The organism is Vibrio paucivorans (assembly GCF_054053395.1).
Genome location: NZ_CM133230.1, coordinates 3,210,823 through 3,232,417, shown reverse-complemented (window position 1 = coordinate 3,232,417; position 21,595 = coordinate 3,210,823). Strand labels below are relative to the sequence as shown.

Sequence of the window (21,595 nt, the reverse complement as noted above, 5' to 3'; positions counted from 1 at the left end):
TAATCCGCCGCAGTAAAAAAAGACCTTTTTTTTCTTATTGGTCGTTGTTTCAAAATCGAGCTGGAGTAAAGTAATCACATCAGCAGGGAGCTGAAACAGGAATTCAGACCACGATGGTCTCCAAGGATGCATGCTAAGGAAGCATGGTGGTCAAAAAGGATTAAGGTCGGCATGAAGCCAACCTGATATGGATGGTCAACTTGTCTAAGGATTTAGACAGCGCAAGGATCAGGCTAAGGACTAGCCCAGATACGGGAAGCTAACTCGTACAGGAAGTTAAACGGAAAGCCAAAATTCATCAGGATGATGAAGAACAACACCTTTTTGCAGGGAAAGCGCTAAAAACAAATGGAAGATTGTGCACCAATTTGAGTGCAACACAGTTTCACCACCTAGGGTGGTATTTAGAAAGCGATGGTCTTAGATCATCGCTTTTTTTATGTTTCGTCGCCAGTAACGGTTTTTTTTCTGGTTTTGGTGATTAATTGCTCAATTTTACTCCACTCTGAATCGAGTTTCTGGTATGTTTCGCATCCCTGTTTGAGGATGGAAATATGCACAGCTGCCCGTTATGCCACAATCCCACCGTCACGCACTACCACTCGGATAAACGACGTGACTATTTACAGTGCGATAATTGTGAATTGGTGTTTGTGGATCCAAGCCAGCGCTTGGAGGCGAATGAAGAAAAAGCCCACTATGATCTGCATGAAAATGATCCTAGCGATATGGGCTATCGTAAGTTCTTGTCGCGTATTGCTGACCCGATAACAGAGAGAATTCAACCTAACTCACATGGGTTAGATTTTGGTTGTGGCCCAGGCCCAACATTATCATTAATGTTGCAAGAGCGTGGCCACGATATTGAGCTGTACGATATCTATTATCACCCGAATCAAGTGGTGTTTGAGAAAACGTATGATTTTATGACTGCGACAGAAGTTATCGAGCATCTCTATGAGCCCGATAAGGTGTGGCAGCAATGGTTAAATTTAGTTAAGCCGGGTGGCTGGATTGGTCTTATGACCAAAATGGTCATTGATAAAGAAGCGTTTGCAACATGGCACTATAAGAACGACGTAACCCACGTTATCTTCTTTAGTCGTCGAACCTTTCAATACTTGGCAGAGCGGGATAAGCTCGAACTAGAATTTATTGGCAATGATGTAATTTTGCTGAGGAAACTCCAGTAATGAGTCGTAGTAAGAAATCAAGAAAACCGAGTGCGTTAAGACAAGATGAAGTTGTCGTTACTCGTAATCGCACAGAGTCTGATGTTGAAGGTCGCCTTCGTAAAAGACTAAAAAAGCGTAAAGGCCTAAAAACCGGTAACCGTAACTCTGAAGCGTCAAAGCAGAAGCAACGCCAAGAGCAGCAAAAACGCGATCCTCGCTTAGGCAGTAAAAAGAAGATTCCTTTGGTCGTTGAAGCGCCGAAGAAACTCACCAAACAAGAGCGCCGCATCTCAGCTGAAAAAGAGCTAGAAATGTTGGAAAATGATGCGCAATTGAATGTGTTGCTTGATCGTTTAGATAACGGCGACAACCTAGGTGCAGGCTTACAAAGCTATGTTGATGAGAAGCTAGATCGCATCGAAGTACTTATGAAGCAGCTTGGCTTGTATCAAGATGAAGAAGACGAGATAGAAGAAGTCGAAGCGCCAGCGCCGAAAGCGAAAAAAGCGAGCAAGAAGCCAGCTTCTGACGATGACCTTCTTTCTCAGTTTGAAGGTTTAGACCTTAACGACTTTAAAGAGTAGAGCACTAATATGAATGTAACCTTGTTAGCCATTGCGGGTGGAATCATTATTCTCGGCTTAGCATCCTATGCAGGTTACCTTCTGCTCCAAGTTAAGAAGCAAAAGGAATTGCAACTGCGTCATCAAGAGTTGGCTATCGAAAAACGTAACGCCAATATCTTCGAGAATGTACATACCCTCTGTCTAGCGGGAATCCAAGGGCAGTGTGACTTGTCTGAAATTAGCATCCGTGTGTATAACATCATGGACTACGTACAAGGTGAGGCGAGAGTCGATTTTGATGCGACTTACCCAGCTACGTCTGAGCTATACCATATAGTGAAAGACATGGCGCGTGGAGAAGACAGACAGCAGCTCGCGAAAAAAGAGCGTATGCAGCAGAACCTAGCTCGTCAGAAAGCGGAATCACGTTTGAACGATGCGATAGTCGAAGAATTGAAGCAGCTGCAACAAACCGTTAAGCCTCTCAACAATCAAATCAACATTCAGATGATTTAATTAAGGCTACCTATTACTGGGTAACCGCATCTTATTGCTGGCCTAGTCGCTATACTTTTAAGTAAGTGATCGGGCTAGCAGTTCTGAACAATATTAACCAAAACTTGTTTTGCCTACCGACGTTCGTCATAGTCGTGTGGCAAAATAGCCCGTTATCGCAACAGCGAACTTTAATCGCTATTGCGGCCACAGTGAATTGAAACCTCGTTACAAACGGAAAGTACCATCATGTCGCAGTCAGTTGTCGCCAGCCAGCAAATCGTATGGGATCAAGCCATTCTAGATAAGTATAACTATTCTGGGCCTCGCTATACCTCATACCCAACGGCGTTAGAGTTTCACGAAGCGTTTACGATTGCCGATTACGATATGGCGTGTACTCAGTATCCTGAGCGTCCACTGTCTCTGTATATTCATATCCCGTTCTGTCACAAGCTTTGCTACTACTGTGGCTGTAACAAGGTTATTACTCGCCACTCGCACAAAGCCGACGAATACCTTGATGTACTCGAGCATGAAATCCGCCAACGCGCGAGTTTGCTTCAAGGACGCAAAGTAACGCAGCTACACTTTGGTGGCGGCACGCCAACCTTCTTAACTGAGCAGCAAATTAGCCGTTTGATGGCGATTCTACGTGGCGAATTCCAATTTGAAGACACTGCAGAAATCAGCATCGAAGTCGATCCGCGTGAGATTGAACTCGATATGCTCGATCACCTGCGCAGTGAAGGGTTTAACCGTTTAAGTATTGGTGTGCAGGACTTCAATAAAGAAGTACAAAAACTGGTTAACCGCGAGCAAGATGAAGACTTCATTATTGCGATGGTAGCAAGAGCGAAAAAGCTAGGCTTCCGCTCAACCAATCTAGACTTAATCTACGGCTTACCAAAGCAAACGCAACAGCGCTTTGCTGATACGCTAGCGCAAGTACTAGAGATGCAGCCTGGCCGCCTGTCTATCTTTAACTACGCGCACATGCCGCAACTGTTTGCAGCGCAGCGTAAAATCAAAGATGAAGACTTACCGAAAGCCGAAGAAAAAATGGCGATCTTGCAAGATACCATTACGACACTAACTGGTGCGGGCTATCAATTCATTGGCATGGATCACTTTGCCCAACCTGATGACGAGTTGGCTGTTGCGCAGCGTGAAGGTGTACTGCACCGTAACTTCCAAGGTTATACCACTCAAGGCGAATGTGATTTAGTAGGCTTTGGTGTCTCAGCCATTTCCATGATTGGTGATGCGTACGCGCAAAACCAAAAAGAACTGAAGAAATACTATGCGCAAGTAAACGATGAGCGCCATGCTTTATGGAAAGGGGTTGCTTTAGATAGTGATGACTTACTTCGCCGTGAAGTGATTAAGCAGCTTATCTGTAACTTCAAGTTGGATAAAACCCAGATTGAAGCTGAATTCAATGTGCCATTTAACCAATACTTCAAAGAAGATCTGCAGCTTCTTCAGACTTTCATTAATGATGAATTGGTTGAAGTCGATGACAACGAAATCCGCGTCACTTTGCGTGGTCGTTTGCTGATACGTAACATCTGTATGTGTTTTGACAAGTATTTAAGAGCTAAGGCTAGGCAGCAGCAGTTCTCTCGCGTCATCTAAGTTTTCGTCATATTTGAAGCTACAGCGTCGTTGTCTTCACAATCTCATCCCAATCACATAGCGGACTATGCTCATGGGAATAAGGTTGTTCGACACCTAGCTGTGACTCCAACTATCTAGAAAACTGCTTTTAATGCAAAAGCCACTGTTTTTCTTTCGATCTGAAAAAGCGGTGGCTTTGTTGTTTCTGGATATTGGAAAGTTATGGGGCGATATAGGTATCGTGTGCCATTTCCCATAAGGCTTTTACCAGTGGGTTGTCTAGTTGTGAGCGCTTGCAACACACACCCAGTTTGAAAGGTTTGATTGAAGCGACTTTTAAACGTTGGATCTTCTCTTTCACCGGACTGTTGTTGATCACCACATCGGGTGCAATACCGACACCACAACCTAACGCCACCATACTGACAATCGCTTCATGCCCTGATACCTGAGCATAGATGGTTGGCTTGATTTTCATCGCTTTGAACCAAGCATTGGCGCGATCTCGCGCAGTACCTGACTCTGGCACGATAAAAGGAATGGAAGACCAATCAGGCTTGTCTTTCTGCAACTCATCAGCAAAGTTGCTTACACCAATAGGGGCAATGACCGAAAGAGGAATCTCACTGATGGTTTCGAACTCAATCCGAGCCGGAAGTTGCTCTGGTTTGGCGGAGATTGCAATGTCGACATCGTCGGCCAGTACTTTCTCTATTGCTTGGGCTGGGTCGCCTGTCGAAAGCTTAAATTCGATCAGAGGGTGTTGCAGGCGAAAATCAGATAGAAGTTCTGGCAAATGGCTGTAGCTGGCGGTGACGGAACAGAACAATCGAATCTCGCCTGTTAGCTCTTGCTCATGTCCTTCTGACTGAGCGTTATATTGCTGCCATTCTGACAATATTTTCATTGCCACCGGTAGCAACTTTTTTCCTGCCGGCGTAAGTTCAACACTCCGGTTATCGCGCAGAAACAAATTTTGCCCAGTTTCTTCTTCCAGTTTTTGTATCTGACGACTGAGTGCAGAAGGGCTGATGTGCATTGCCGAAGCTGTCTTGCTGAAGTTTTTACTATCACACAAATGAATGAACATCTGCAGGTGTTTAATATTCATAAATAGGTCATCTTACGTTGCATAAATTGCAATAACTAATTGTGAATATATCACTTTAAGCAACTTCGTGTCTGTTTTAGTATGACCTCACTCGGTAAGAGAACGACCGACCATTATGGATAATTTCAAAGGAGCGCCCAATATGGCTAACTATTTCAATACCCTAAACCTACGTGAGCAATTAGACCAACTAGGTCGTTGTCGCTTTATGGACCGCGAAGAATTCGCAACAGAAGCTGATTACCTAAAAGGTAAGAAAGTCGTAATCGTAGGTTGTGGCGCTCAAGGTCTGAACCAAGGCCTAAACATGCGTGATTCTGGCCTGAACGTAGCATACGCACTACGCCAAGCAGCGATCGACGAGCAGCGTCAATCGTACAAAAACGCGAAAGAGAACGGTTTTGAAGTAGCGAGCTACGAAACGCTAATCCCAGAAGCAGACCTAGTAATCAACCTTACTCCAGACAAGCAGCACACTAACGTTGTTGAGACGGTAATGCCGCTAATGAAAGAAGGCGCTGCACTAGGTTATTCACACGGCTTCAACGTAGTTGAAGAAGGTATGCAAATCCGTAAAGACCTAACAGTTGTAATGGTTGCACCTAAGTGTCCTGGTACAGAAGTACGTGAAGAGTACAAGCGTGGCTTCGGTGTACCAACGCTAATCGCGGTTCACCCAGAGAACGATCCAAAAGGTGAAGGTTGGGATATCGCAAAAGCATGGGCTGCAGGTACTGGTGGTCACCGTGCAGGTTGTCTAGAGTCTTCATTCGTTGCAGAAGTTAAATCTGACCTAATGGGTGAGCAAACTATCCTATGTGGCATGCTACAAGCGGGTTCTATCGTTTCTTACGAGAAGATGGTTGCTGACGGCATCGACCCAAGCTACGCAGGTAAACTTCTACAATACGGTTGGGAAACCATTACTGAAGCACTGAAGTTCGGTGGTATCACTCACATGATGGACCGTCTATCTAACCCAGCGAAAATCAAAGCATTTGAGCTTTCTGAAGAGCTAAAAGAGCTAATGCGTCCGCTTTACAACAAGCACATGGATGACATCATCACTGGTGAGTTCTCAAGCACTATGATGGCTGACTGGGCGAACGATGACGCAAACCTACTAGGCTGGCGTGAAGAGACAGGCGAAACAGCGTTTGAAAACTACCCAGCAGGCGATATCGAAATCTCTGAGCAAGAGTACTTCGACAACGGCATCCTACTAGTAGCAATGGTTCGTGCTGGTGTTGAACTAGCATTCGAAGCAATGACTGCATCAGGCATCATTGATGAGTCAGCGTACTACGAGTCACTACACGAGCTACCACTAATCGCAAACACAGTAGCACGTAAGCGTCTATACGAAATGAACGTTGTAATTTCAGATACAGCGGAATACGGTAACTACCTATTTGCTAACGTAGCAACTCCGCTACTACGTGAGAAGTTCATGCCTTCAGTAGGTACTGATGTAATCGGTAAAGGTTTAGGCGAAACGTCTAACCAAGTAGACAACGCTACGCTAATCGCAGTAAACGATACTATCCGCAACCACCCAGTTGAGTACATCGGTGAAGAGCTACGTGGTTACATGACGGATATGAAGAACATCGCAGTAGGCGGCTAATTACTTGCCTTAAGGTTCCATTTCGGTGTCGAAGGTGCTCATTTACTATCGTAAACTCCGCGCCTTCTCCTAGAAATGAAACCTTAATTCAGCGTAATTGAATAACCTAGATAATAGGTTAGTAAGAACCCCAGGCAGATGGGGTTAAAAATACAAATAACACAACATCAAATAAAAAGGCTTGGTTGCCGTTGACCAAGCCTTTTTTGTTTATCTGGATTGTGGGTTTGGGCGGCTCATTTAGAACGTGACCAAAACGAAAAAGGGCTGACGTTTTGCGTCAGCCCTTTGTATCTTTGATTACAGCTTACTTGTCAGCAAGCTTCGCTTCTAGGTCAGCGAGCTTTTGTTCCATTTCAGTCAGCTTTTGGCGAGTACGAAGTAGCACTTGAGTTTGCACGTCAAATTCTTCACGGCTTACTACGTCTAGCTTGTTTAGTTGGCCTTGGATAACTTGGCGAACTTTCTGGTCTACGTCTGCACCAAGCTCTTTTACAGGAGCTGGCATAGAGTCATGAATTTGTTTAGCGATTTGCTCTAGTTTCTTTGGATCAAACATGGGGATGAAAACTCCTTTCAATTTGTGCTCATTCTAAGTAATTGCCGATAGAAAGTCGCTACTTGGATGGCAAAAATTCGACCTTATTAGGGGATCAGCAAGCAATAAAAAAGGCCACCGAAGTGACCTTTTACTTAAAGTGCTGACCGATTAACACACGATACGCTCGTCGTTATCGATGAGTCTATATCGACTAATTATTATCAGCCATTTCACGATGTGCCGCTTTCGCTTCATCAACGCGTGCTAGTTTCTCTAAGTCTTTATCTTCTACAAAGACTGGCAGTGGTTTGTGTTTCTCAGCTAAGTAGCTGTAAATCACTGGCAGTACGAACAAGGTAAAGATAGTACCAATTGCTAGACCAGCAACGATTACAATACCGATACTAAAGCGCTGTGCGGCACCTGCACCTGTTGCGTACATAAGCGGGATAAGGCCTGCAATCATTGCTGCAGTCGTCATTAGGATAGGGCGCAGACGTACTTTCGCCGCTTCCATCACCGCTTCTGTTTTGCCCAGTTTATTGTGTAGCTGCTCTTCTTTCGCTACCTCACAGATCAAGATACCGTGCTTGGTGATAAGACCAACCAGAGTAATCAAACCAACCTGCGAGTAGATGTTCATGGTTGCCGCACCCCATGCTAAGGCGATCAAAGCACCACAGATTGCTAATGGTACGGATACCATGATAACCAGCGGGTCTTTCAGAGATTCGAACTGAATCGCCAGAACTAGGAAGATGATGGCCAGTGCGAGACCGAATGTCGCGTAAAGAGCGCTACCTTCAGTTACGTATTGGCGAGCTTCACCCATGTAGTCGTGGTTGTAGCCATTTGGAAGTTTGTCTGTCGCGGTGCTTTCGAACCATGCAATAGCATCACCCATTGCTGTACCTGGTGCTGGAACCGCACCAATGGTAGCTGAGTTTAGCTGGTTGAAGTGCGGTAGTGAGCGAGGCTCTGCTACAACATCAATGGTGATTAAACTGCCCAGTGGAACCGCTCGGCCGTCCGCAGCGCGAACGTAGTAGTTGTTCATTGATTCTGGGTTTAGACGCCACTTACGCTCAACCTGAGGGATAACCTCGTAAGAACGACCGTTTAAGTCGATACGGTTGACGTAGCCATCAGCCATCATAGTACTTAGCGTGATACCAATGTCCTGCATGGTTACGCCATATGCACCGGCTTTATCTTTGTCGATGTTGATTTTCATCGTTGCCGAGTCGTAGTTCAGGTCAAGGTCTGAATAAACGAACATCGGGTTTGATTTCACATCAGCAAGGATATCAGTTGTGATAGCAAACAAGCTTTCAAACGCATTAGGTGTCGTGATAACGAACTGGATCGGTAGACCAGAACCCGCACCTGGCAGTTCTGGCATCTGGAATGCAGTTACTGCCATACCAGGAACATTACCCACCAAACCACCTACACGGTTTGCCACTTCAGATTGGCTAGCTTCACGCTCACTCCAAGGCACCATTGATGCGATACCAAAGGCTTGGTTTGAGTTAGGTACACCAGTAAATACCTGAGCGAACGAAACTTCTGGCTGGTCAGACAGAATTCGGTTTACATCGTTCATGGTATTTTGCATGAAGTCTAAGTTGGCATTCGATGGCGCTGTACCCATCAGCATGATTACGCCTTTATCTTCCGACGGAGCTAGTTCACTTGGAATGAACTTGAACAGCGCTGGAAGGCTAGCAAATACGATAATAGCGAATGCAATCACCACAGGGCGGTGCTGCATTACCGCATTAAGCATTTTCGCGTAGCGGTTAGTCATGCGGTCTAGGAAACCATGTACTTTCTGCTCAAACTTGCTTGGCTCTTCGTTTGCCTTCAGCATTTTTGAACACATCATCGGAGACAGGGTTAATGCCACAATTCCCGATACAAATACCGCACCTGCTAGGGTTAACGCGAACTCTTTAAAGAGCGAGCCGGTGATACCACCCATTAGCGCAATCGGCGCGTATACTGCACCCAGCGTTAAGGTCATCGCTATTACTGGCACAGCAATTTCGCGAGTACCGATGATGGCGGCACGGAACGGAGATTCGCCGAGTTTAACGTGACGGTCGACGTTCTCCAGTACAACGATTGCATCATCTACCACCAGACCAATCGCAAGTACCATCGCCAGCAGCGTCATCAAGTTCCATGAGAAGCCCATCGCCTGCATTACCATAGCTACACCGATTAGTGATAGCGGGATGGTAACGATAGGAATGATTACCGCACGGAACGAACCTAAGAATAGGGTGATAACCACTAATACGATCAGTGCCGCTTCAACGATAGTTTTGATTACTTCATTGATGGACTCGTTGATCGCGATAGTTGAGTCGTACATGACGTTCATTTTGATGTTGCTAGGCAGGTTGCGCTCTAGTTGAGGCAACAGGTCCAGAACATCAGCAGCGATATTGATTGGGTTTGCACTTGGTGCCGCATTGATTGCTGCAACCACGGCTTCCTGACCGTTCGCACTTGCGCGATAGACGTCGTGACTTTTCTCTAGGGTTACTTTGGCAATATCGCTTAGGCGGGTGATGTCACCTTCGTCTGAGCTCACTACTAGGTTCGACAGTTCTTCAACGTTAGATACCTGAGTATCGGCACTGCCGTTATACAGAACGAATTCACCGACAGCCTGACCAGTCGCCGACTGGTAGTTGTTCGCATTCAAGACGTTCATCACATCAGTCGCCGTTAGGCCAAGCGCCGCCATTTTGGCAGGGTCTAACCAAACGCGCAGTGCGTATTTCATACCACCGTAGAGATCAACCTTAGACACACCGTTTACGGTGAATAGCTGAGGATTGATTACACGCTCAAGGTAGTCAGTGATCTGACTTGAAGACAGCTCGTCACTGGTGAAACCAATGTAGAGTACCGCCGTCGTAGAACCGGTCGACATGGTTACCGTCGGATCTTCCGCTTCTTTAGGAAGCTGCGAACGAACCGAGTTGGTTTTGGCCAGAATGTCAGACAGTGCTGCGTTCGGGTCGGTGTTCAACTTCATGTTTACGGTAATCGTCGAGCTACCAAGCACCGATGACGAGGTCATGTAGTCGATATTGTCTGCCTGCGCGACGGCTTGCTCCAATGGCTGAGTAATAAAGCCTTGGATTAAGTCGGCACTGGCGCCGTAGTAACTCGTGGTGACGGTTACTACAGTATTTGTCATTTCAGGGTATTCACGAACCTGCATTTTGAATACGGCTTGTAAACCAAGCAGCGCTATCAAAAAGCTGATCGATACCGCTAAAACTGGACGTTTAATAAAAACATCAGTAAAGCGCATGAGGCCTCCAATTACAGCATTGGTGTTTCAGCTGGTGGAGTAGTTGCATCGCTTTCTACTACACGAACTTTTGCGTCGTTACTTAGACGAACCTGACCAGACGTGACAACTACATCACCAGGCTTCACGCCTTCTAGGATGTGTGCGATGTCTTTAGTTCGCTCGCCCACTTTCACTACGTGTTGCTTAACGCGCTTCTCACCATCTTCTTCAGTGATGATGTAGACGTTGTCGCCGTATAGAGTGAAAGTAATTGCGGTTTGCGGCAGCGTTACTTGGTTATCTAGCTTAGGTAGGATGATGTTTGCGCGCGCAAACATACCGCTACGCAGTGTACCGTCGCTGTTTGGAATATCCGCTTGAACTTGGATCAGACCACTTTGGATGTTTACCGCAGGCTCGATTGCCGAGATTGAACCTTTGAAAGGCTTCTCTGGGTAAGCATCAACAAAAATATCGACTTCCTGGCCAAGGCTGATACGAGAGATATCCGTTTGAGAAACGGTAAAGCGCAGACGCATTACACTGGTGTCTTCTAAACGAACGATGTCAGTACCTGCTTGTAGGTATTGGCCTAGGTATACATTACGAATACCAACGACACCCGCAAATGGCGCTTTGATTTCACGGCGATCAATTGAAGCTCTTAGGCTTTCAATATCTGCTGCCAGTGAGTAGTAGTTTGCTTCTGCTTCATCGTACGCTTCTTTAGAAATCGAGCCTTTTTTGTATAGGCCCTGGTAGCGTTTGTATTTTGCTTCTGCAGCAGGTAAGCGTGCTTGAGAGCTCTTCAAGTTCGCTTTTTCTACATCTGAATCCAATAGAACCAACGGTTGGTCTTGTTCTACTTGAGTACCAGAGTTGAATGCGATTTTGTCGATGACGCCGGCCGCTTCGTTAGAAATGGTCACACCTTGATTCGGTTCGATAAAGCCGATTGCTTCAATCACTGGAACCCAGTCAACTGGTTGAACTTCAGTCACCGTGACAGGGAACTCAGGTTCAGGGCGGTTAGCCAAGTACTCAGCGATTTTCTGCTGTTTGAATAGATTGAAACCTATCACGCTACCAAACAGTAGTATCGCGATAAGTAGCATAAAGAAAGTCCACTTTTTCATTCTGATAAGAACTCCAAATTAGTGTTTTGTAATCGCATCCCAGCTGGCTTCAATCGCGCCTTCAATCGCGTCTTGGTCCAGATGGTAATATCCGAGTGATTGTTTTCGAGCCAGAGTGACACTGACCTCTAAACTAAGTGCAGCTAACACTGGGTTGTCGAGGGATTTAAATACCCCTTGCTCGCGCCCTTCAGAGAAAAGCTGATCGACCTTGCTAAACATTTTGCGTTCGATCTCTTTGGTTTCGTGGCTACGAACACAAGGCAAAGAATCGTACTGAGCACGATTCTTCAGTGTTCCTAGGTTAGAGCCCGAAAGATCAAAAATGTTTAACCACATTTTGCGAAAACGTTCTTTTAGCGTCATAGAGCTTTCAACACCACGCTGAATAATCTCAGCGTTGCGTTGTATGACGGCCAAACGAACTTGTCGCAACAAGTCGTCCTTATCAGAGAAGTAGCGGTAAATCGTTCCTGCAGCAACGCCCGCTTCTTTGGCGAGTTTATGCATCGAGAGCCCCTGAAAGCCTGATTCTGCAATCAGTTTCTCAGCGGCATCTATGATTTTTTGTCTTTTGTCTACCATAGGATCAGAATCAGACATAGTTTACATTTAGCTGTCAGTGAATGAACGTTCATTCATTATAGTGCAAAAGGTATAGGTATATGCAACCTATTATTTCGCTTAATGGGTGAAAATCTTGTCAACGAGAGCGTAGCAATCGCACTGTTGCAGCATTATTATAGTCGCCAATTTCCATTACCATCCTGAGAACGCTATGAAGCTGAACCCAAATCAAGACGCAGCGGTAAAATACGTTTCTGGTCCGTGCCTAGTACTGGCGGGGGCTGGGTCGGGTAAAACCCGTGTAATTACCAATAAAATTGCTTATTTGGTTCAGCAGTGTGGTTACAAGGCACGTAACATTGCTGCTGTGACATTTACCAATAAAGCCGCGCGTGAAATGAAAGAGCGTGTTGGCCAGACGCTGGGCAAACAAGAAGCAAAAGGCTTAATGGTGTCGACGTTCCACACACTGGGCTTGAATATTATTCGTCGCGAGTACAAAGCGCTGGGCCTTAAGGCTGGCTTCTCACTGTTTGATGACCAAGACCAGTTAGCGTTACTGAAAGAGCTGACCGAAAAGCAATTGGATGGTGATAAAGATCTGCTGCGTCAGTTACTCAGCTCTATTTCCAACTGGAAAAACGACATGTTGACGCCAGAGCAAGTGAAAGCGCGCGCGCAAGGCGAGCAGCAACAGCTGTTTGCTTTTTGCTTTGAGATGTACCAAAAGCAGATGAAAGCCTATAACGCGCTCGATTTTGACGACCTCATTTCATTGCCTGTTCTTTTACTGCGCACTAACGAAGAAGTGCGTCAGCGCTGGCAAAATCGTATTCGTTACTTGCTGGTAGATGAGTACCAAGATACCAATACCAGCCAGTATGAACTGGTGCGTTTAATTGTTGGTGAGCGTGGTCGCTTGACGGTAGTAGGGGACGATGACCAGTCGATTTACTCCTGGCGTGGTGCTAAACCGCAGAACTTGGTGTTGCTTGGTGAAGATTACCCGAACTTGAGGCTGATTAAGCTTGAGCAGAACTACCGTTCAACCAGCCGCATCCTACGTGCTGCGAACATCTTGATTGCCAATAACCCACACGTTTACGAGAAGTCACTATTCTCAGAGATCCCTGATGGTGAAAAGCTCAAAGTGTTGCTGGCGAAAAATGAAGAGCATGAGGCCGAACGGGTGACTGGTGAGCTCATTGCGCATAAGTTCCTCAATCGCACTGAGTATCGTGATTACGCCATCTTATATAGAGGCAATCACCAATCGCGTTTGATCGAAAAGTCACTGATGCAAAACCGAGTGCCTTATAAATTGTCGGGTGGCACTTCATTTTTCGCTCGTGCGGAAATCAAAGACATCATGGCTTACCTGCGTGTGTTAGTGAATCCCGATGATGACAATGCGTTTCTTCGTATTGTAAATACACCGCGCCGTGAGATTGGCCCTGTAACGCTAGAAAAGCTCGGCAGCTACGCCAATATGCGAGGTAAGAGTTTGTTTGAAGCCAGCTTTGAGATTGGCCTCGAGCAGCATCTCACTGGTCGAGGCTTGGAAAACTTGCGTCGTTTTACTCAGTGGATTGTGTCTATTTCAGATAACGCCGAACGCGGTAATACGGTAGATGCGGTACGTTCATTAGTTCGCGACATCAACTACGAAGACTGGCTATACGAAACGTCGGCGAGCCCGAAAGCGGCAGAGATGCGCATGAAAAACGTATCCGACCTTTATTCCTGGATTGTCGCTGACCTAGAAGGTGATAACTACGACCAGGAAGAGAAGACGCTCAAGGAAGTGGTTCAGCGCCTGACCCTACGTGACATGATGGAGCGAGGAGAAGAAGATGAAGACAGCGATGCAGTACAACTGATGACTTTGCATGCGTCAAAAGGTCTGGAGTTTCCTTATGTCTATTTGATTGGTAGTGAAGAAGGGATATTACCGCATCAAACCAGTATTGACGAAGACAACGTCGAAGAAGAGCGTCGCTTGATGTATGTGGGGATTACTCGCGCACAAAAAGAGCTGACCTTTACCATGTGTAAAGAACGCCGCCAGTTTGGTGAGTTGATTAAGCCGACACAGAGTCGATTCTTAGATGAGTTGCCATTTGATGATGTGGAATGGGAGCAAACCAAAAAGCCGGTTTCTGCTGAAGAGAGAATGGAAAAAGGCCAAGCTCATATTGCTAACTTAAGGGCAATGTTTAAGAAGTAAAAAGCGTTCTTCTATATAGAGGAAATAAAAAAGGCTTGAGTTAATTGCTCAAGCCTTTCTTTTATTAATCGATTGTTGGGTCACTCAACGTTTGTGAGCTATAGACCTTTGATCATGTGATCAATTGCCGCAACGATTTCATCGTCTGAACAGTCCATACAAGAACCTTTCGCTGGCATTGCGTTGAAGCCGTTAATCGCGTGGTCTTTTAGCACGTCTTTACCCTGTGCGATACGCGGAGCCCAGTCACCCGCATCACCTGTTTTTGGTGCGCCGCTTACGCCTGAGCTGTGACATGCAGTACAGAACATACCGTAAACTGTTGCACCATCACGAGGGCCAGTTGGTTCTGCTGCTACAGGCTCGCTACCCGCTAGGTAAACATCGCCGACTGGTTTGATGCGCTCTGCGATTGCATCGTATTCTTCTTGGCTCACGTCAGCTGCAAATGCTGCTGTAGAAAAAGTTAAAGCAGCGAACAAAACGCTGATCATTCGTCGAGACATATCCATAAAACTCACTTCACATTCCCAAGGTAAGTGCGTGCTTACCAATTTATATTGTCTAGAGTGTATGTTTTGATTCAAATAGCACTATTGCTGTTAAATCAATGTAAATAATGGGTGATTATATCCTGTTAACTTGTTGCAATAAACAACAAGTTACTGCCTTTATATGGGGAATAACTTCTGAAATAGGTCTTTGTCACACTTTAATTGCCCAAAAAGGAATCAAACGGGAAAAAAAGTTGAAAAAGTACTAGACGGCATAGTGTGATATACGTATTATTCCACTCCGCCGATAGGGCATGCGCCCGTAGCTCAGCTGGATAGAGCGTTGGCCTCCGGAGCCAAAGGTCGAAGGTTCGAATCCTTTCGGGCGCGCCATCCGGACGCTTATTAAGGTAAGTGAAATTGGCAATATAATGGTGGCTATAGCTCAGTTGGTAGAGCCCTGGATTGTGATTCCGGTGGTCGCGAGTTCGAATCTCGTTAGCCACCCCATTATTTCGGTAGCTTCGGCTTCCTATCTTGATTCAGTTCGAGATGAAATTGGAATTGCTTTAATAGCAGTATAACCAAGTAAAAAAATACATCGTCGGTGAATAGCGCAGCTTGGTAGCGCATCTGGTTTGGGACCAGAGGGTCGGGGGTTCGAATCCCTCTTCACCGACCACTATCTATTTCTTGGGTTATCTTGATAACGTAAGAATGGGTCGGGGGTTCGTCAGTTCCTTGAATTGGCTCTCCACCGGCTACAATTTCAATAATCGCAACAGCGGTTATAAAAAAGAATCAGTGGTGGCTATAGCTCAGTTGGTAGAGCCCTGGATTGTGATTCCGGTGGTCGCGAGTTCGAATCTCGTTAGCCACCCCATTGATTTCGGTGAATAGCGCAGCTTGGTAGCGCATCTGGTTTGGGACCAGAGGGTCGGGGGTTCGAATCCCTCTTCACCGACCACTATTAGAAGCCTCGTTCGAAAGAACGGGGCTTTTTGCATTTTGGTCCATATTGATTCGAACCAAATGGGGTTCGTCTGATGTTCAAGGTATGTCTCTTCACCGATCAGCATTAGAAGCCCTGTTCGAAAGAACGGGGCTTTTTGCATTTTGGTCCATATTGATTCGAACCAAATGGGGTTCGTCTGATGTTCAAGGTATGTCTCTTCACCGATCAGCATTAGAAGCCCTGTTCGAAAGAACGGGGCTTTTTGCATTTTGGTCCATATTGATTCGAACCAAATGGGGTTCGTCTGATGTTCAAGGTATGTCTCTTCACCGATCAGCATTAGAAGTCCTGTTCGAAAGAACAGGGCTTTTTACATTCAGGTCCATATCGATTCGAACCAAATGGGGTTCGTCTGATGTTCAGGTATGTATCTTCACCGACCACTATCAGAAGCATCGTTCGAAAGAGCGGGGCTTTTTGAATTCTGGTTTATATTGATCCGAACCAAATGGGGTTCGCCAGATGTTCAAGGTATGTCTCTTTACCACCAGTATTAAAAACTCGTCATAAATGACGAAGCTTTTTATTCTCCAGCAGTGAGTTGCTGTGCTCGAAAAGGGAAAATGCAGGCTGTTTGTCTCTGCTCTATCTGCTTTTCTCTATTGTTGTGACTTTGATTAAGCTTACGTCAAAAAGCCTCGGTGATATCGCTAAATGAAGACCAATATCACATCAGATACTTAGTGTTCTTCTATGCTTTGCAGTTGTTCCAATACCTATGGCCTATAAGTCTAGGTTTGTATTTAGATAAATTTATCAGTGTAATGTTCTGTAATAAAACCTAAAGATTAGTGTTAAGTGCTAGGTGTATTTATCTGGCTGGATTATGTTTCTGCTATGTTAATGTTCGGGTGGTTTTAACTACTGATGATTTATTCTCTGCCTTAAGTTTATATTGTTTTATAAAAACCGCTCTCTATGGCCAATTTCACTACAGGCTAAGGCTGTGCCTGCTCTTGCTCTGCATTGGTCTTACCAATAGTTAATGCATGCAAAATGCATAATTATGTCGGTAAGCTGCTCTATTTTAATTCGAACTCGACTTTTTATACTCTATATGTTGCTTTTCTGTGAAATATTTGCCAAATTGATGACCTTGTAAATTGTCAGAACAATATACTGACAAGAATGGATTCAATGTAATACCAGCTCAGTTTCATATTTGAGTTGGTATCAGACAAGGCAGAAAACTGTCAAAGCAGTAGAGGTCTGATTAATGTCACTTTTAGAAGTTAAAAATCTTCGAATAGAGTATCCGTCTCGCCATGGCGTGCACGCGGCGGTGAAGTCACTATCATTTAATATAGAGCGTGGCGAAATTGTCGGTGTAGTAGGGGAATCTGGTGCAGGTAAATCCACTGTGGGTAACGCGGTGATTGACTTGTTGAGCCCTCCTGGCCGTATCGCGAGTGGTGACGTTTTCCTTGATGGAGAGAAGGTATCTGGCCTAACTCCTGAACAGATGCGCAAAGTACGCGGTTCTAAAATTGGATTCATTTTCCAAGATCCAATGACCTCTCTAAACCCACTCTTTACGGTTGAGCAGCAGCTGACTGAAACGATTCATGCCAACATGAAAGTGACAGACGAAGAAGCGTATCAACGCGCGCTGTCATTGATGAATCAAGTAGGTATCCCGCAGCCTGAAAACCGATTGAAGCAGTATCCTCACCAGTTCTCTGGTGGTATGCGCCAACGTGTTGTTATCGCAATTGCGTTAGCTGGCGAGCCAGACCTAATTATTGCTGATGAACCAACCACCGCATTGGATGTTTCGATTCAGGACCAAATTCTAAGCTTGATCCGTGAATTGTGTATCAAGAACAACGTTGGTTGTATGTTGGTAACCCACGATATGGGTGTGGTATCTAACGTCACTGATCGCGTTGCGGTTATGTACCGTGGTGACTTGGTTGAGTTCGGTCCAACGAAAAAAGTACTTGGCGATCCCGACCATCCATACACGCGTAGCCTTATTTCTGCTGTTCCTCGATCAGACGTAAAACTTTCTCGTTTCCCATTGGTGAGCTACATCGAAGAAGCCCACGAAATGGAACCACTAGATGTGAAAAACCACTGGTTAGGTCAGAGCCAAGATCACCGAGATTACAGTGGTTCACTGCTCACTGTAGAGAACGTTAACCTACGTTTTGTCACCAAAGATTCGTTATTTGAAAGTCGCCGAGAGTACGTGCAAGCATCAAACAATGTCAGCTTTGAAGTGTTCGAAGGTGAGACATTTGGTCTAGTAGGTGAGTCAGGTTCGGGCAAATCGACCATCGCTCGTGTGATTGCCGGCTTATATGCGCCAAACTCTGGCAAAGTGACGTTTGAAGGTATCGATTTAACCAGCTTGAAGTCGGAAAATGAGCGTCGACCGCTGCGCCGTCAAATGCAGATGGTATTCCAAAACCCGTACACTTCAATGAACCCGCGTATGAAGATTTTCGATATCATTGCGGAGCCAATTCGTTTCCACAAACTGACACGTAATGAAACGGAAACCAGACAGATCGTCAACGATCTATTGGATCACGTAGGCCTAGGAAAAATGGCTGGCGTGAAGTATCCACACGAATTTTCTGGTGGTCAGCGCCAACGTATCTCTATTGCACGTGCACTGGCAACCCGCCCACGTTTATTGATTTGTGATGAACCAACGTCTGCTCTGGATGTATCGGTTCAAGCACAGATCCTTAACCTACTGAAAGACCTTCAGGATGAGCTAAACCTCACCATGCTGTTTATTAGTCACGATTTACCAGTGATTCGCCAAATGTGTGATCGCGTGGGTGTGATGCAGATGGGGACGCTATTGGAAGTGGCTCCTACCGAGCAACTGTTCCAATCGCCTCAGCATGAATACAGCAAACAACTGATTTCTTTAATGCCTGAATTTACAGGCTTAAGAGAAGAAGTAAAAACGGCGTAAGTCGTGACCATACCTTTGGTATAAAGCCAAGCGAGCTTGGCGTGAATAAACAGAAGCAAACACAACAACTAGGGATTTGGATTCCCGCATAAGGAGTTATGCAATGAAAACCATGAAAAGCAAACTAGCAGTGGCTTTGATGGCAGCAGGCCTAAGCTTTAGCGCAGCGGCAGCAGATATCACAGTAGCGTATGACGCAGACCCAGTATCGCTTGACCCGCATGAGCAGCTATCTGGCGGCACGCTACAAATGTCTCACATGGTATTTGATCCACTAGTTCGTTACACACAGAAATTGGATTTTGAACCTCGTCTAGCTGAAAAATGGGAGCGTGTAGATGACACGACTTTCCGTTTCTCTCTACGTAAAGGCGTGAAGTTCCACTCTGGTAACGAGCTAACAGCAGATGATGTGGTTTGGACGTTCGACCGTCTGAAAAACTCTCCAGACTTTAAAGCTATCTTCGAACCGTACGAGAAGATGGTTAAAGTTGACGACTACACAGTTGAGCTAGTTTCTAAAGGCGCTTACCCACTAGTGCTTCAAACAGCGACTTACATCTTCCCAATGGACAGCAAGTTCTACTCTGGTAAGACAGAAGATGGCAAAGACAAGTCAGAAGTGGTTAAGCACGGTAACTCGTTCGCTTCAACCAACGTTTCTGGTACTGGTCCATTCATCGTGACTCAGCGTGAGCAAGGCGTAAAAGTAACGTTTGAGCGCTTTGGCGATTACTGGGACAAAGACACGGGTAACGTTGACAAGCTAACTCTAGTACCAATCAAAGAAGACGCAACACGTGTTGCTGCACTTCTTTCTGGTGACGTAGATATGATTGCTCCAGTAGCACCAAACGATCACAAGCGTGTGAAAGGTGCAAATGGCGTTGACCTAGTAACACTACCAGGTACTCGTATCATCACGTTCCAAATGAACCAAAACAGCAATGAAGCACTAAAAGATGTTCGCGTTCGTCAAGCGATTGTTCACGCAGTGAACAACGAAGGTATCGTGAAGAAAATCATGAAAGGCTTCGCTACTGTTGCTGGTCAACAAGGTCCTGAAGGTTACGCAGGTTACCAAGCTGATCTAGTGCCACGCTACGACCTGAAGAAAGCGAAAGAGCTAATGAAGGAAGCGGGCTACGAAGATGGCTTCACGCTAACTATGATGGCACCTAACAACCGCTACGTTAACGATGCGAAAATCGCACAAGCGACAGCGGCAATGCTTTCTAAGATCGGCATCAAAGTTGACCTGAAGACAATGCCTAAAGCGCAGTACTGGCCTGAGTTCGATAAGTGTGCAGCAGACATGCTAATGATCGGCTGGCACTCAGATACAGAAGATTCAGCGAACTTCTCTGAGTTCCTAACCATGACTCGTAACGAAGAGACTGGTAAAGGCCAATACAACTGTGGTCACTACTCAAACCCAGAGCTAGATGAACTAGTAACGGCGTCTAACGTAGAAACTGACCCAGCGAAACGTGCAGAAATGCTACAGAAAGTAGAAGCAACGCTGTACAACGAAGCAGCGTTCGTTCCTCTACACTGGCAGAACCTAGCATGGGGCGCGAAATTTAACGTAGATATCGCTCCAATCGTAAACGCGATGAACTTCCCTTACTTCGGTGACCTAGTTGTTAAGTAACAACTCACTGTAAAAGTTAAGTATTCAGGCGACCACATGGAAGCTTGAATACTGGGAAGGATAGGGTGCCTAGCTTTGTTTCAGTCGGGCTAGGCACCGTAATTCAGACTGAAATCTATGGATAGTTTAAGGGGCAAGGAATGTTTTCGTTTCTGGTCAAGCGCCTGTTTCAGGCACTGATAGTGATGTTTGTGATCAGTTTGGTGGCGTTTGCCATTCAGGATAACCTGGGTGACCCGTTGCGTGAGCTTGTGGGGCAGTCGGTTTCGGAAGCAGAGCGTCAAGCACTGCGTGATGAACTGGGCCTAAATGATCCCTTCGTTACAAAATACACTCGTTTTGTAGGCGCAGCTCTACAGGGCGATCTTGGCACTTCATACTTCTTCAAGCGTCCTGCTGTTGAAGTTATTTTAGATAAATTAGTTGCGACGCTCGAGTTGGTGTTCGGCGCAACCTTAATCATTGTCGTGTGTTCTATTCCACTCGGTGTCTACTCTGCCATTCACCCAAAAAGTATATTTACCAAAGCAGTAATGGCGTTCAGTAGTATCGGGATTTCAATACCGGTCTTCTTAACCGCGATAATGTTGATGTATGTTTTCTCTATCGAACTCGGCTGGTTGCCGTCCTATGGGCGGGGTGAAACCGCCAACGTATTAGGCTGGGAGTCGGGTTTCTTCACGCTTGATGGCTTAGCGCACCTAATCTTGCCGTGTATTGCACTGGCGTCCATCATGCTGCCACTGTTCATCCGTTTGGTACGTTCTGAAATGCTAGAAGTGCTGAGCTCTGAATACATTAAGTTTGGTAAGGCGAAAGGCCTAGCGCTTAATAAAATCTACTACCAGCACGCACTGAAAAATACCATGCTACCGGTACTGACAGTCGGTGGTGTTCAAATTGGTACTATGGTGGCTTACACCATCCTTACTGAGACCGTATTCCAGTGGCCTGGTACGGGCTTCCTTTTCCTAGAAGCAATTAACCGTGTAGATACTCCGCTTATCACTGCTTACGTTATCTTCGTTGGCCTGATTTTCGTTGTGACTAACACGATCGTTGACTTGCTGTACGGTGTGATCAACCCAACCGTGAACCTAACTGGTAAAGGAGCTTAAT

Annotated in this window: 15 protein-coding genes and 5 tRNA genes; 14 read left to right on the top strand and 6 right to left on the bottom strand. The window is 45.7% G+C overall.

What is annotated here, in order from left to right; genetic code table 11:
* Positions 1-554 precede the first annotated feature (554 nt).
* The 4 genes from ACXABW_RS14755 (at position 555) to hemN (ending at position 3,874) form a co-directional block, all read left to right on the top strand.
* Positions 555-1,193: a class I SAM-dependent methyltransferase gene (locus ACXABW_RS14755; protein WP_457523304.1), complete on the top strand. Its 639-nt coding sequence runs from the start codon at positions 555-557 to the stop codon at positions 1,191-1,193.
* Positions 1,193-1,759 carry a Der GTPase-activating protein YihI gene (gene yihI, locus ACXABW_RS14750; RefSeq protein WP_252028812.1) on the top strand — a complete coding sequence of 189 codons (567 nt, stop codon included), beginning with the start codon at positions 1,193-1,195 and terminating at the stop codon, positions 1,757-1,759. Before ACXABW_RS14755 ends, yihI begins: the two co-directional genes overlap by 1 nt.
* A 9-nt stretch (positions 1,760-1,768) precedes the next feature.
* Positions 1,769-2,257: a DUF2489 domain-containing protein gene (locus ACXABW_RS14745; protein ID WP_457523302.1), complete on the top strand. Its 489-nt coding sequence runs from the start codon at positions 1,769-1,771 to the stop codon at positions 2,255-2,257.
* Between the two features lie 228 nt (positions 2,258-2,485).
* Positions 2,486-3,874 (top strand): oxygen-independent coproporphyrinogen III oxidase, encoded by a 1,389-nt coding sequence (gene hemN, locus ACXABW_RS14740; protein WP_252028810.1) that lies wholly within the window; start codon positions 2,486-2,488, stop codon positions 3,872-3,874.
* Between the two features lie 202 nt (positions 3,875-4,076).
* Here hemN and ilvY read toward each other — a convergent pair whose 3' ends face one another.
* Positions 4,077-4,967 (bottom strand): HTH-type transcriptional activator IlvY, encoded by an 891-nt coding sequence (ilvY, locus tag ACXABW_RS14735; RefSeq protein WP_457523301.1) that lies wholly within the window; start codon positions 4,965-4,967, stop codon positions 4,077-4,079.
* A 142-nt stretch (positions 4,968-5,109) separates the two neighbouring features.
* Here ilvY and ilvC point away from each other — a divergent pair, with 142 nt between their 5' ends.
* Positions 5,110-6,594 (top strand): ketol-acid reductoisomerase, encoded by a 1,485-nt coding sequence (gene ilvC, locus ACXABW_RS14730; protein WP_252028808.1) that lies wholly within the window; start codon positions 5,110-5,112, stop codon positions 6,592-6,594.
* Between the two features lie 307 nt (positions 6,595-6,901).
* Here ilvC and ubiK read toward each other — a convergent pair whose 3' ends face one another.
* The 4 genes from ubiK to ACXABW_RS14710 all read right to left on the bottom strand — a co-directional run bounded on the left by ubiK (position 6,902) and on the right by ACXABW_RS14710 (position 12,190).
* On the bottom strand, positions 6,902-7,153 hold the full coding sequence (gene ubiK / locus ACXABW_RS14725; RefSeq protein ID WP_112417885.1) for a ubiquinone biosynthesis accessory factor UbiK: 252 nt from the start codon (positions 7,151-7,153) through the stop codon (positions 6,902-6,904).
* Positions 7,154-7,346: 193 nt separating this feature from the next.
* Positions 7,347-10,469: a multidrug efflux RND transporter permease subunit gene (locus tag ACXABW_RS14720; RefSeq protein ID WP_252028807.1), complete on the bottom strand. Its 3,123-nt coding sequence runs from the start codon at positions 10,467-10,469 to the stop codon at positions 7,347-7,349.
* 11 nt (positions 10,470-10,480) lie between these two features.
* Positions 10,481-11,587 (bottom strand): efflux RND transporter periplasmic adaptor subunit, encoded by a 1,107-nt coding sequence (locus tag ACXABW_RS14715; protein WP_457523299.1) that lies wholly within the window; start codon positions 11,585-11,587, stop codon positions 10,481-10,483.
* Positions 11,588-11,605: 18 nt separating this feature from the next.
* Positions 11,606-12,190, bottom strand: coding sequence for a TetR/AcrR family transcriptional regulator (locus ACXABW_RS14710; RefSeq protein ID WP_252028805.1), 585 nt, complete (start codon positions 12,188-12,190; stop codon positions 11,606-11,608).
* Between the two features lie 175 nt (positions 12,191-12,365).
* Between ACXABW_RS14710 and rep the strand changes: the two genes are divergently transcribed.
* Positions 12,366-14,381, top strand: a complete 2,016-nt coding sequence (rep, locus tag ACXABW_RS14705) for a DNA helicase Rep (RefSeq protein ID WP_252028804.1) — start codon at positions 12,366-12,368, stop codon at positions 14,379-14,381.
* Positions 14,382-14,479: 98 nt separating this feature from the next.
* On the opposite strand, the gene ACXABW_RS14700 is transcribed toward rep, so the two are convergent.
* Positions 14,480-14,893, bottom strand: coding sequence for a c-type cytochrome (locus ACXABW_RS14700; protein ID WP_252028802.1), 414 nt, complete (start codon positions 14,891-14,893; stop codon positions 14,480-14,482).
* Between the two features lie 298 nt (positions 14,894-15,191).
* Here ACXABW_RS14700 and ACXABW_RS14695 point away from each other — a divergent pair.
* From ACXABW_RS14695 to ACXABW_RS14660, 8 genes are all read left to right on the top strand, one after another.
* Positions 15,192-15,268: transfer RNA gene (locus ACXABW_RS14695), tRNA-Arg, on the top strand.
* Between the two features lie 41 nt (positions 15,269-15,309).
* Positions 15,310-15,385 (top strand) — tRNA-His (locus ACXABW_RS14690).
* A 95-nt stretch (positions 15,386-15,480) separates the two neighbouring features.
* A tRNA-Pro gene (locus ACXABW_RS14685) sits at positions 15,481-15,557 on the top strand.
* Between the two features lie 125 nt (positions 15,558-15,682).
* Positions 15,683-15,758 (top strand) — tRNA-His (locus ACXABW_RS14680).
* Positions 15,759-15,765: 7 nt separating this feature from the next.
* A tRNA-Pro gene (locus ACXABW_RS14675) sits at positions 15,766-15,842 on the top strand.
* Positions 15,843-17,106: 1,264 nt separating this feature from the next.
* On the top strand, positions 17,107-18,822 hold the full coding sequence (locus ACXABW_RS14670) for a dipeptide ABC transporter ATP-binding protein (protein WP_265686838.1): 1,716 nt from the start codon (positions 17,107-17,109) through the stop codon (positions 18,820-18,822).
* A 103-nt stretch (positions 18,823-18,925) separates the two neighbouring features.
* Positions 18,926-20,476, top strand: a complete 1,551-nt coding sequence (locus ACXABW_RS14665) for an ABC transporter substrate-binding protein (protein ID WP_457523297.1) — start codon at positions 18,926-18,928, stop codon at positions 20,474-20,476.
* A gap of 140 nt (positions 20,477-20,616) precedes the next feature.
* Positions 20,617-21,594 (top strand): ABC transporter permease, encoded by a 978-nt coding sequence (locus ACXABW_RS14660; RefSeq protein ID WP_252028798.1) that lies wholly within the window; start codon positions 20,617-20,619, stop codon positions 21,592-21,594.
* The last annotated feature ends 1 nt before the right edge of the window (position 21,595 follow it).